General features: G+C 46.5%; 12 protein-coding genes. 5 read left to right on the top strand and 7 right to left on the bottom strand.

The annotated features are described in order from the left end of the window. Window positions 1–24 precede the first annotated feature (24 nt). Window positions 25–801 (bottom strand): Cof-type HAD-IIB family hydrolase, encoded by a 777-nt coding sequence (locus tag M1D59_RS08060; RefSeq protein ID WP_096748081.1) that lies wholly within the window; start codon window positions 799–801, stop codon window positions 25–27. A 398-nt stretch (window positions 802–1,199) separates the two neighbouring features. On the opposite strand from M1D59_RS08060, the gene M1D59_RS08055 reads away from it, so the two are divergent. Both M1D59_RS08055 and rnjA read left to right on the top strand, forming a co-directional pair. Next, window positions 1,200–1,409, top strand: a complete 210-nt coding sequence (locus M1D59_RS08055) for a DNA-dependent RNA polymerase subunit epsilon (protein WP_020451240.1) — start codon at window positions 1,200–1,202, stop codon at window positions 1,407–1,409. Between the two features lie 4 nt (window positions 1,410–1,413). Next, window positions 1,414–3,081: a ribonuclease J1 gene (gene rnjA, locus M1D59_RS08050; protein WP_020451239.1), complete on the top strand. Its 1,668-nt coding sequence runs from the start codon at window positions 1,414–1,416 to the stop codon at window positions 3,079–3,081. 48 nt (window positions 3,082–3,129) lie between these two features. Here the strand turns inward: rnjA and ade are convergent, their stop codons facing one another. The 4 genes from ade to M1D59_RS08030 form a co-directional block, all read right to left on the bottom strand. Then, a complete protein-coding gene (gene ade / locus M1D59_RS08045) occupies window positions 3,130–4,851 on the bottom strand; it encodes an adenine deaminase (protein WP_458117927.1) in 1,722 nt (573 codons plus the stop codon). 127 nt (window positions 4,852–4,978) lie between these two features. Further along, window positions 4,979–5,641, bottom strand: coding sequence for a potassium channel family protein (locus tag M1D59_RS08040; RefSeq protein WP_020451237.1), 663 nt, complete (start codon window positions 5,639–5,641; stop codon window positions 4,979–4,981). Between the two features lie 63 nt (window positions 5,642–5,704). Beyond that, entirely contained in the window at window positions 5,705–7,042 is a 1,338-nt protein-coding gene (locus M1D59_RS08035; protein WP_020451236.1) for an ATP-binding protein, read from the bottom strand. Window positions 7,043–7,209: 167 nt separating this feature from the next. Then, the gene (locus tag M1D59_RS08030) at window positions 7,210–7,497 is read right to left on the bottom strand and encodes an AbrB/MazE/SpoVT family DNA-binding domain-containing protein (RefSeq protein ID WP_020451235.1); all 288 of its coding nucleotides are present in this window, start codon (window positions 7,495–7,497) and stop codon (window positions 7,210–7,212) included. Window positions 7,498–7,802: 305 nt separating this feature from the next. Here M1D59_RS08030 and mreBH point away from each other — a divergent pair, with 305 nt between their 5' ends. The 3 genes from mreBH to M1D59_RS08015 all read left to right on the top strand — a co-directional run bounded on the left by mreBH (window position 7,803) and on the right by M1D59_RS08015 (window position 10,337). After that, window positions 7,803–8,810 carry a rod-share determining protein MreBH gene (mreBH, locus tag M1D59_RS08025; protein ID WP_020451234.1) on the top strand — a complete coding sequence of 336 codons (1,008 nt, stop codon included), beginning with the start codon at window positions 7,803–7,805 and terminating at the stop codon, window positions 8,808–8,810. Window positions 8,811–8,883: 73 nt separating this feature from the next. Continuing rightward, window positions 8,884–9,015 carry a protein YkpC gene (locus tag M1D59_RS08020; RefSeq protein ID WP_003181378.1) on the top strand — a complete coding sequence of 44 codons (132 nt, stop codon included), beginning with the start codon at window positions 8,884–8,886 and terminating at the stop codon, window positions 9,013–9,015. 89 nt (window positions 9,016–9,104) lie between these two features. After that, a complete protein-coding gene (locus tag M1D59_RS08015) occupies window positions 9,105–10,337 on the top strand; it encodes an aminopeptidase (protein WP_023857280.1) in 1,233 nt (410 codons plus the stop codon). Window positions 10,338–10,461: 124 nt separating this feature from the next. Here the strand turns inward: M1D59_RS08015 and M1D59_RS08010 are convergent, their stop codons facing one another. Together M1D59_RS08010 and M1D59_RS08005 are read right to left on the bottom strand one after the other, a co-directional pair. Beyond that, entirely contained in the window at window positions 10,462–10,836 is a 375-nt protein-coding gene (locus tag M1D59_RS08010) for a YybH family protein (RefSeq protein ID WP_458117926.1), read from the bottom strand. 56 nt (window positions 10,837–10,892) lie between these two features. Beyond that, window positions 10,893–12,512, bottom strand: coding sequence for an ABC-F family ATP-binding cassette domain-containing protein (locus M1D59_RS08005; protein ID WP_020451231.1), 1,620 nt, complete (start codon window positions 12,510–12,512; stop codon window positions 10,893–10,895). Window positions 12,513–12,627: the final 115 nt, after the last annotated feature.

Here is a 12,627-nt window from a genome sequence, read left to right as displayed (position 1 = left end):
ACGGATCAGACAAGATCCGTTTTTTTATGGTTTCAAAAGCCCGAGGGCTTCTACCGCGTATTGAATGCCGTCTTCATCGACGGGCTTTGTGACAAAGTCGGCTATTTTTTTCAGCTCAGGCACAGCGTTGCCCATCGCCACTCCGGTTCCCGCAAACTCGATCATCTGCAGGTCGTTCAGACCGTCTCCAAACGCGTAAGTATCCTCTCTGTCGAACGGAAGCTTTTCAATGACTTTTTTGATTCCTTCCGCTTTCGAACCGCCAGAAGGCAGCACATCTGTGGAGCGCTCGTGCCAGCGGACGAGATCAAACTCCTGAAACCGGCTGTACTGCTCTTCCTCGTCTTGCTTACAGAACAAGAGGACCTGAAAAATGTCCCTACCTTTAAAATAGGCGCGGTCCTCTTCCGGCGGATTGACTTTTAAGCTGCCGATTCCTTCGTGGACGAACGGATGGCCGGCAGATGTAGTGCGCATCCCCTCTTCTCCCATGAAGACGAGGGGATGGCCGCAGCTGTCCGAATGCGCAAGCAGCGCTTCCAGTGACTGTTCGGCAATGGGGTTTTTATAAATGACCTCTCCTTCAAAAACGACATATTGTCCGTTATAAGAGACAAAAGAATCGATGCCCAATTCTTCAAGCACAGGCCTGACCATAAACGGCGCCCGGCCTGATGCGATGAAAACATGATGGCCGTGCGCTTTTAAATCGGAGACAGCCTGTTTCGCGGTGTCGGGAATCCGTTTATCATGATCATAAATCGTTCCGTCGATATCAAAGAAAATCAGCTTTTTATCCATGGCAGTGAATCCTTCTCCCTTAGCTAGTATGATTGATGGTTCTCCTGTACCATCATACAAAAACTGCGTACGCGAGAAAACCTTTTCACTCCAAAATCAAAACAAAATCAACATGCCAATAATATCCATGTAACAATAGACGGATTCATCATATAATAGAACTAAAGAGATACGGTAGTGACCGGACAAGTCAGAGAAAGGAGGAATCCGTATGCTACGCCGACTGCGGAAAAAATTAAAAAAACAGCTGAATGGCATGATGCGCAGAAAGTCGATTGCCTAAAAGGACCTTCACTCATGTGGAAGAGTCCTTTTTTTCTCAAGCGCTTTTCTTATGAGGCAATTTCGAATATAATAGAAAGATGAGTCTAACAATCGGCAGTTAAGGAGAGATTTGGATGATCTATAAGGTATTTTATCAAGCAAGCAATGACGAAGTACCTGTTCGTGAAAAAACAGATTCAATTTTTGTGGAAGCTCAATCTGAACGTGAAGTCAGATCTAAATTAAAACAATACAACTACAATATTGAGTTTATACAGCAAGTTGAAGACGCTTTTTTAGAATATGAAAAGCAAAGCGAAAATTTTAAAGTATTGGAGTTATGAATGAATGAAATTTGTAAAAAATGATCAAACGGCTGTATTTGCCCTTGGAGGACTTGGGGAAATCGGCAAAAACACGTACGGGGTCCAGTTTCAGGACGAGATCGTGCTCATCGATGCGGGGATTAAGTTTCCGGAAGACGAGCTCCTCGGAATCGACTATGTCATCCCCGACTACACTTATTTAGTCAAAAACGAAGAAAAAATCAAAGGTCTTTTTATTACGCACGGCCACGAAGACCATATCGGCGGAATTCCGTACCTGCTCAAACAGGTGAACATTCCCGTTTACGGCGGACAGCTCGCCATCGGCCTTCTCAGAAAGAAGCTTGAAGAGCACGGTCTGCTGCGTCAAACAAAGCTTCATATCATTGAAGAAGACGATATCGTCAAATTCAGAAAAACGTCGGTTTCTTTTTTCAGGACGACCCACAGCATTCCGGACTCATACGGGATTGTCGTAAAAACACCGCAAGGAAACATCGTACATACCGGTGACTTTAAATTCGATTTTACACCGGTAGGCGAACCTGCCAACTTGACCAAGATGGCCGAAATCGGAAAAGAAGGCGTGCTTTGTCTGCTTTCTGACAGCACCAACAGTGAAATCCCTGATTTCACGATGTCAGAGCGCAAAGTCGGAGAAAGCATTGATGATATTTTCCGAAAAGTTGAAGGGCGGATCATCTTCGCAACCTTCGCGTCAAACATCCACCGCCTGCAGCAGGTGATCGAAGCAGCTGTTGCAAACGGACGGAAGGTTGCCGTATTTGGACGAAGCATGGAATCGGCGATTGAAATCGGCCAAACGCTCGGGTATATTAAGTGTCCGAAAAATACGTTTGTTGAAGCGAATGAAATCAACAGGCTTCCTGCCGGCAAAGTGACGATTCTTTGTACCGGAAGCCAAGGTGAACCGATGGCTGCGCTATCCCGAATTGCTAACGGCACACACCGGCAAATTTCCATCATTCCCGGGGATACGGTCGTATTTTCATCATCTCCGATCCCGGGCAATACAATCAGCGTCAGTCGCACAATTAACCAGCTTTACCGGGCGGGTGCTGATGTCATCCACGGAGCTGTGACTAACATTCATACATCAGGACATGGCGGACAGGAAGAGCAAAAGCTGATGCTCCGCCTCATCAAGCCAAAGTTTTTCATGCCGATTCACGGTGAATACAGAATGCAGAAAATGCACGTCAAACTTGCGACAGACTGCGGAATTCCTGAGGAAAACTGCTTTATTATGGACAACGGCGAAGTGCTTGCTTTGACAAGCGAAGAAGCCTCAGTCGCAGGTAAAATCCCGTCAGGCAATGTCTATATTGACGGAAGCGGCATCGGCGACATCGGGAACATCGTGCTTCGCGACCGCCGGATTCTTTCTGAAGAAGGGCTTGTCATTGTCGTTGTCAGCATCAACATGAAAGAGTTCAAAGTGTCCGCAGGACCTGACTTAATTTCCAGAGGATTTGTCTACATGAGAGAATCCGGTGATTTAATCAACGATGCCCAGGACCTGATTGCAGGACACCTTAAAAAAGTGATGGAACGCAAAACGACGCAGTGGTCTGAAATTAAGAACGAGATCACAGACACGCTCGCTCCGTTCCTCTACGAAAAAACAAAACGCCGCCCGATGATCCTTCCGATTATTATGGAAGTCTAATCGCGGCTTGAGCAAAAAAAACGGATGCACCGGTGTGCATCCGTTTTTTTATGGTTGAATCGGGATATGCCTGAACGCTTTAACATCAAACAAGCCTTCTGTCGTCATTTTAATGTCGGGGATAACAGGAAGCGCTAAAAAAGAAAGCGTCAGAAAAGGATTAAACGCTCCTGAAAATCCTGTCTCCGTTAATGCTGCATGAAGAGATTTTAAGCTTTCGTTTACCGTCTCAAGCGGTTTGTCCGACAAGAGGCCGGCAATCGGCAGAGCGACGGATTGAAGCTCCTTCCCTCCTTTTGCAATGGTGAGGCCTCCCCCGATTTCTCCGAGACGTTCAACCGCTTTTAAGATGTCTTGATCATTTGTACCGACAGCGATTAAATTGTGGGAATCATGAGAAATCGTTGTCGCGATGGCGCCTTCTTTTAGACCGAAGCCCCTGACAACGCCGAGTCCGATTCCTTTAACGCCGCGATGGCGCTCAATCACTGCAATTTTCAACAGATCGCTTTCCAGATCCGGCTGAAAAAAAGCGCCGCTTTTCGGCTTGGTCAGGGACAGCTTTGTTTCAAGCTGATTGGGGATAATGTCAATGATCCTGATTTCACTCCCTTGAACGATCGGAATTTCCAGATCATCCTCATGTAAATCAGGGAGATGGACAGATTTGAGCAGAGCAGGTGCCGCTTTGCCGTCCGTCCATTCGCTTTGTTCTGCCCCGCTCCAGATCACGCCGTTGATCATCGTCTTTGAAATGCTGACGTTCTCAAAATCGCTGATGAAAAGGAGGTCTGCGTCATAACCCGGGGCAACCGCTCCCTTCGTCTTTAACCCGAAGCATTCCGCTGCATTGAGGCTGCCCATTTGATATGCGAGAAACGGGTCAAGTCCCTCTTGAATTGCAAGCTTGACCTGATGGTTAATGCTTCCTTCATCGACCAGTTCATCCAAATGCTTATCATCCGTACAGAAAAAGAAGCGTCTCGCATTTTTCTCATTAACCGCAGGCAAAACATGACGTGTATTCTTTGCCGCAGAGCCTTCTCTCAGCATGACGTACATTCCTCTTCTGACCCGTTCAAGCGCCTCTTCAGGTGTCGTGACCTCATGGTCTGTCAGCACGCCCGCCGCTCTGTAGACATTGACGAACCCAGCTGACAAGCCGGCCAGATGTCCGTCGATCCGCTTGTCCGCTTTATGGGCATCCATGAGTTTTTGCACCATATCCGGCTCTCCCGCTTCAACGGCCACATAGTCCATCACTTCCGCAAGCCCGAGCACCTCTTCGCGGCTGTAAAAAGGATGTAAATCCGCAGCGTTCAAAACCGCACCCGATTTTTCAAATGGTGCCGCAGGCACACAAGAAGGGAGCATAAAACGAATGTTCAGCCTTGTCATCTTAGCCTGCTCCAACATGAACTCAAGACCCCTCACTCCTGAGACATTCGCGATTTCATGGGGATCGGTGACAACGGTTGTTACACCGTGGGGAATCACCGCTTTGGCAAATTCGGGCGGCGTCACCATTGAAGACTCAATGTGGACATGACCGTCGATAAAGCCGGGAACGATCATTTGTCCTTCTGCGTCAATGGTATTCTCCCCCTCATAATCGCCCAAACCGACGATGGCCCCGTCTGTGATAGCTATGTCTGTCTTCAACCATTCCTGATTAAAAACATCCATGATCTTTCCGTTTTTAATTACAGTATCCGCTTTTTTGCGATGACTGGCGGCGCCAAGCCGGTGAATGAACATCTCATTGTCCAAAGATATATGTCCCCTCTCATTTTTATATGGATATGGTTCAATATCGTAGCCGAATCGTTTGAAACAGTCAATGAAAAGATCAAAAAAACCGCGGGCTGTGGGGTTCCCGCGGCTGATCGATGGCATTTTAATGTTGAAAGACTTTTTTTTCAAATCTCTCAATGTCAGGATTTGAGCCGATGACGATTAAAATATCGTCTTTTTGAATCTCTTCGGTGGCAAGCGGAGATACGATGACTTCTTTCCCCCGCTTGATCGCGACAATATTAATTCCGTATCTGGCCCGGATATCAAGGTCAAGCAGCGTATTTCCGGCCAGTTTGCCGTTCGCTGCGATTTCGACAAGGCTATGTTCATCAGAAAGTTCAAGATAATCAAGCACATTGTTGGAGACGATGTTGTGGGCGATTCTTTTTCCCATTTCACGCTCCGGATGAACGATCCGGTCCGCTCCGATTTTGGATAATACTTTTTCGTGATAATCGTTTTGAGCTTTGACGGTAATCATTTTCACACCAAGCTCTTTCAAAATCAGCGTTGTCAAAATGCTCGCTTGAATGTTCTCCCCGATCGCTACAATGACGTGGTCAAAATTGCGCAGTCCAAGGTTTTTCAGCACTGATTCGTCTGTAGTGTCTCCTATCACAGCATGTGAGGCAATTTTGGCGTATTCGTTTACGCGATCTTCATCTCTGTCGATCGCCATTACCTCAAGCCCTTCTTCACTCAATGCTTTACAAATGCTGCCGCCGAACCGGCCGAGTCCAATTACTGCAAATTCTTTTTTCATCGGTAATTCCTCCATGGGTCAATCTGAACAAATTCTATCATATGAAGTGGAATTTTTCCTCTTTTATTTTATCGTTGCGCGGCTGCAGCATCCTTGCTGAATATCGTTCTCTTCGGATGCCGCCCCTTTGTCGATCGGAAGCAGGATGTGGAATGTGCTTCCCTCGCCCAATTCGCTGTCGATTTTCATTTCTCCGTTGTGAGCGCCGATAATATTCAGGCAAATCGTCAGCCCAAGACCCGTCCCTTCTTCTTTCGTTGAGAAGAAAGGCTCCCCGAGCTTTGCCAAATCGGCTTGGGAAATGCCGCCCCCTTCGTCTTTGATGCTGATTTTCACATAGTCACCTTCAACCTCCGAGGAGATCGTGATTTTTCCACCGTCAGGCATCGCTTCTATCCCGTTTTTTATTAAATTGATGAATACCTGTTTGATTTGATTTTCATCGCCGTTTATTTCCCACTCCTCCCCGTGCTGAAACGCTTTTTCGATCTTAATGTGGGAAAGCACGGCGTTGGTCTCAAGAAGCGTTGCCACCTGCTGAAGAACCGAATTGATGTTGATCTTTTTAAATTGAACCTGGTGCGGTTTGGCCAGTACAAGCAGTTCGCCGAGCACGGAATCGATTCGTTTAATCTCAGAGAAAATAATGTCAAAGTAATCTTTCCGGTCGGGATATTCCGCTTTCATCAGCTGCAAAAATCCGTTTACCGATGTCAGCGGGTTCCTGACTTCGTGAGCGATTCCCGCGGCGAGCTGCCCGGCCATCGCCAGCTTCTGAGACTGCATAGCCAGCCGCTGATTCGACTTGAACAATTCCATCTCCGCTTTTTTCCGTTCCGTCACATCAGTCAGCGTCCCCAAGCTGCTCGTAAATTGACCGTTTTTATAATAAAGTTTATAGTGAACTTCGCCCCAGAACTTGCTTCCGTCTTTGCGATGGTAGAGCACCTCGATCCTGCCTTCAGGCTCCTTGTTCTTCAGCTGGGCGATCAGGTGATTCGAGATCCGTTCTTCATGGTCAAAGTAATCGTTGTACATCGTTCCAAGACTCTCTTCAACACTGTATCCGGTCAACGTTGTCCACGCCTGATTCAAAAATGTAATGTATCCTATCCGGTCCGTCTGAAAGACGATTTCCTGAAGGTTATCCATGATGCGGTTGGTTTCTGAAGAAAGCTCTTTATATTTCTTTTCGCTCTCCTTCAGTTTATAGACAAGCTGATTGGACTCATCGATATAAAGCGTGAGCCACCAAACGCTGATTAATGTCACCAGTGTAAACAGCAGATCAACCGTCCAATTGATTTTATTTCCCAACACCCCATAGAATAAAAAATTCCAAAACATGATAAAAGTCATTGCCAGCACGGTTGCAATGATTCGTCCTTGATATCTTTTCATACCCCCACCTGCCACTTGTATTTCTCAGTCAATTGTAACATTCTTTACACCACATTTGAGAGGATTGTTCGAAGTATTTATCGTCTCTATGGCTGAATTTTTCAGTGACGGCGGTTTTATCTTCTGCCGACGCAAGAAAAAGCCCTTCTGATGAAGGGCTTCAAATCTTATGCTTTCACTTCGTTTAAGGCAGCTTTTATTTCTTCCAAAAGCAATTCGGCCCCCTCAGGACTCAGCGTAATTTTCCCGTTTCCGTACTCGCGGTTTTCAGAAGTGATTTCACCGGTCATCAGGCACACACCGTGCGGTTTATATTTTTTCAGGACAATTTTATCTTGGTCGACAAAGAATTCGATGCTGTCCTTGATCGAAATATCCAAAGCTCTTCTCAATTCAATCGGCATCACGATCCGGCCGAGTTCGTCTACTTTTCTCACAACTCCAATTGCTTTCAAAACTTTCGCCTACTTCCTCTTTTGTTTCTATTTTTCTAAGATATTGTCTTAGCATAACGATAGACGAACGAAGACTGAAAAAGGTTTCCCTTATTGAACGTTTCTTTGACAAAAATTCGGTCATAAAAATGAATATTTTTCTCATCATGTCAATATGAGGACAGCATTTTACAGATTGGTTTCAAACTCGTCACAAACCCCCAAAAATCGCCGATCATTTGAGAAAATTTAAATGAAATTCATTTTTTCAGCACGAAGAAAATTTCGTTTTTCGGAAAAATTTTAAATAGAGATTGGGTGAAAACATGTTTCAAACAACCGAGATCGGAATTGATCTAGGCACAGCTAACATATTGGTTTACAGCAAAAACAAAGGAATCATTTTAAATGAGCCTTCCGTTGTCGCCGTGGATACGGAAACAAAGAGCGTATTGGCGGTCGGAACAGAAGCCAAAAACATGATCGGAAAGACACCGGGAAAAATCGTCGCGGTCAGACCGATGAAAGACGGAGTCATCGCCGATTATGACATGACGACAGACCTCTTGAAGCAGATTATGAAAAAAGCCGGAAAGAACATCGGCTTTACTTTCAGAAAGCCGAGCGTCGTCGTCTGCACGCCATCCGGTTCAACCGCGGTTGAACGGCGTGCGATCAGCGATGCTGTCAAAAACTGCGGAGCCAAGCAAGTCCATTTGATTGAGGAGCCTGTCGCTGCCGCCATCGGCGCAGACCTGCCTGTCGATGAACCTGTCGCAAACGTTGTCGTCGATATCGGCGGCGGCACGACAGAAGTGGCGATCATTTCATTCGGAGGCGTAGTCTCATGCCACTCGATCCGGATCGGCGGCGACCAGCTTGATGAAGACATCGTGTCATTCGTCAGAAAAAAATACAACCTGCTGATCGGTGAACGGACGGCCGAAGAAGTCAAGATTGAGATCGGCTACGCATTGATTGACCATGAGACGAAAACGATGGAAGTCAGAGGGCGCGACCTTGTCACAGGCCTGCCGAAAACGATTACCCTGGAATCAATAGAGATTCAGAAGGCGATGCGCGAATCGCTCCTTCATATTATCGAAGCCATCAGAGCGACGCTTGAAGACTGTCCTCCCGAGCTGAGCGGAGACATTGTCGACCGGGGCGTGATTTTAACCGGAGGAGGCGCGCTATTGAACGGCATCAAAGAATGGCTATCACAGGAAATCGTTGTGCCCGTGCATGTTGCTGCAAATCCGCTCGAGTCTGTCGCCATCGGAACGGGCCGCTCTCTTGAAGTGATCGATAAATTGCAAAAAGCGGCTAAATAATTTTTGTTTTCGCGTCTTTTTTCCCTGCTTCTTTCATATCGTGAGGAATGGAGAAACGATAAGGAGGAAGAACATGCTTAGAGATATGGGAAGACGCCTGGCCATCACCGTTATTTTAAGCGGTATTATTCTCGGGGGGATGAGCATCTCCCTTGCAAACATGCCAAGCTCGCCCCCCGGCCAAACGGCCAAAATCAACCGTTAAAAAAGATGCAGCCTTACCGGGCTGCGTCTTTTTTTCTTTTCAATCAAATATTTGATATGATGTTATGGACAATAAAGGAGGTTTTGCCAATGAATTCGTTTACTGATAAACTGAGCAAATATGCGAAGCTTGTAGCCGAAGTCGGTGTAAACGTTCAAAAAGGACAGAAAGTCGTTATCAACGCGTCAACAGAAGTACGCGATTTTGCACGGCTCCTCGTCAAAAGCGCCTATCAAATAGGGGCAAAAAATGTAACGGTCCGCTGGCAGGATGATGAGGTGACAAGGCTGAAATATGAGCTGGCCCCAGCGGAAGCCTTTGAAGAATTCCCTGAGTGGGAAGCGAAAGGTCTGGAGACGCTCGCTAAGGAAGGCGCCGCTTTTATTTCCATTGTCTCTTCAAGCCCTGATCTTTTGAAAGGCATCGATTCCAAAAAAATCGCGACCCAGCAAAAAGCCGCCGGAAAGGCGATGCATACATACAGGCAAATGATTCAATCGGATAAAGTCAGCTGGACTGTCGTCGCAGCACCTTCACCGGCCTGGGCCAAAAAAGTATTCCCTGACGCAGATGAAAAGACAGCGATGCAAAAGCTGTGGAATGAGATCTTCAAAACGACCCGCGTCGACCGTGAAGATCCTGTCCAAGCGTGGAAAGACCACGATCAAACTTTGCGCGATAAAGTAAGCGTCTTAAACGACAAGCATTACCAAGCCCTTCATTACCAAGCAAAAGGAACAGATTTGACGATCGAGCTTCCTGAGAAGCACCTGTGGGTCGGCGCCGGAAGCACTAACGAAAACGGCATCGAGTTCATGGCCAATATGCCGACAGAAGAAGTATTCACCGCTCCGAAAAAAGACGGAGTGAACGGCACTGTTTCAAGCACAAAGCCGTTAAGCTACGGCGGCAATCTGATCGACGGCTTTCAGCTGACATTTGAAAACGGACGGATCACCGATGTCAAAGCTGAACAAGGTGAAGAGATTTTAAAAGAGCTGATCGAAACGGATGAGGGTTCACACTACTTAGGCGAAATTGCGCTCGTTGCCCACGATTCGCCGATTTCCAAGTCCAATATTCTGTTTTACAACACGCTGTTTGACGAAAACGCCTCAAACCACCTCGCAATCGGCAGTGCGTACGCATTCAACATCGAAGGCGGAAAGCAGATGTCGCGCGAAGAGCTGGCGAAAGAAGGATTAAACGAAAGCATTACACATGTTGACTTCATGATCGGTTCAGGAGAAATGAATATAGACGGAATCACAGCAGACGGAAAAAGAGAGCCGATTTTCAGAAACGGCAACTGGGCGATCTAAAGCCTTCCGCACAAAAGGACCTCAGAAGTTTTCTGAGGTCCTTTTATATCATTTCCGCATGCTGCCAGCCTTTCTAACTTCCGTACATAGATGGAGCTATAAAGCCGTCCAATGCCCCGCCTCCTCATGATTTGGGCAAACTGCTTAAATGTTCATGCTTCAGCTTCCAGCTTCCTGACTCGTCCTTTACAAATACGTTTGTCGCACGGCCTGCCCCTTGAACCGGTTCACCCCTAAAAAACCCTTTCCATTCGTATGTATAAAGACAGACGGCCTGTTCGTCCGTTTCCGTGATCCAACTGATATGACTGGCGCTGTATACTTCGTTTTCGATTTGCTTCCAGGCGTTTTCAAAATAACGCTGAATTTCCTTAACGCCCGAGCACGTTTCATCCGAGAACCAGTACACAGCGTCGGGATGAAGGAGCTTTTTGACATTCTCAAACTCATGTGTGTTTGTTGCTTGAATATATTTCTCAAGAGCCTTGCGGCATGACACGGCAACCATCTCCCTTTTTATAAAAAAACCCGCTTTTTAAGGCGGGTTTTCTATCATTACGCGTAAAGTTCAGCAAGCTTGTCCTGAACCGCTTTGTCTTCCAAAAATTCATCATAGCTCATCTGTTTATCGACGATTCCGTTTGGCGTGATTTCGATGATCCGGTTGGCAATTGTTTGGACAAACTGATGGTCATGAGATGTAAACAGCATAGCGCCTTTAAAGCTGATTAAACCGTTATTCAGCGCTGTAATGGATTCGAGATCCAAATGGTTGGTCGGCTCATCAAGCATCAGCACATTGGCGCCGGACAGCATCATTTTGGACAGCATGCAGCGGACTTTCTCTCCCCCTGACAAAACGCTTGCTTTTTTCAGCACTTCTTCCCCGGAGAACAGCATCCGGCCCAAAAATCCGCGCAGGAAGCTTTCGCTTTGGTCATGCGGCGAAAATTGGCGGAGCCAGTCGACAAGGTTTAAATCGCTGTTTTCAAAATACTCGCTGTTGTCTTTCGGGAAAAACGCCTGGGATGTTGTGACGCCCCATTTAAACGATCCGCTGTCAGGCTCCATTTCCCCGGCAAGGATTTTAAAGAGCACAGTAGCGGCAAGCTCATTCCGGCCTGTAAAGGCGATTTTATCTTCTTTATTCATCATAAAGCTGACCGAGTCAAGCACCTTGACACCGTCAATCGTTTTCGACAGGTCTGTGACAACAAGCACATCGTTTCCAATTTCGCGTTCAGGTGTGAAATGTACGTACGGATACTTGCGCGATGACGGCTTAATATCGTCAAGCGTAATTTTTTCAAGCAGTTTTTTTCTTGATGTCGCCTGCTTCGATTTTGAGGCGTTGGCGCTGAATCTGGCAACGAACTCCTGGAGCTGTTTGATCTGCTCTTCTTTTTTCTTATTGGCTTCCTGATTCATTTTAAGCGCAAGCTGGCTTGATTCATACCAGAAATCATAGTTTCCGACATAAATTTGAATTTTGTTAAAATCCAGGTCGGCGATATGCGTACATACTTTATTCAAAAAGTGGCGGTCATGCGATACGACGATAACCGTATTCTCAAAATTGATTAAAAACTCTTCAAGCCACTGGATCGCCTGAATATCCAAGTGGTTGGTCGGCTCATCGAGAAGAAGGACGTCAGGCTTTCCGAACAGGGCCTGTGCAAGGAGGACCTTCACCTTTTCGGAACCGCCCAAATCCGCCATTTTCTTCGTATGCAGTTCTTCAGCAATGCCGAGGCCTTTTAACAAAATCGCAGCTTCCCCTTCGGCTTCCCAGCCGTTCAGCTCGGCGAATTCGCCCTCAAGCTCTGCGGCGCGGATTCCGTCTTCATCTGAAAAATCGGGTTTCATGTAAATCGCGTCTTTTTCCTGCATGACTTCATAAAGGCGTTTATGCCCCATGATCACGACTTTCAGCACTTCATGCTCTTCATACTCAAAGTGGTTCTGCTTCAGGACGGCAAGGCGTTCGCCCGGGCTCATATGAACCTCGCCCGTCTGAGGCTCGATTTCACCTGATAATATTTTCAAAAAAGTGGACTTTCCGGCGCCGTTTGCTCCGATCAATCCGTAGCAGTTACCCGGCGTAAACTTAATATTTACATCTTCAAACAGCTTCCGGTCCGCAAACCGCAAGCTGACATTTTGAACAGCTATCATTTAAAATCCTCCATCTATACTTCATTAAAAAGAGTATAACACGAAAATTCCGCAAGAGAAATGCTTTGCTTTTTTACGATAAAGTTTTAAAGAAAAATATATCAAAAAAACACTT

The sequence above is a fragment of the Bacillus sp. PK6-026 genome (assembly GCF_054161455.1).
Note: the sequence above shows the minus strand (reverse complement) of the source record. Positions and strands in the feature narration are given on the sequence as shown.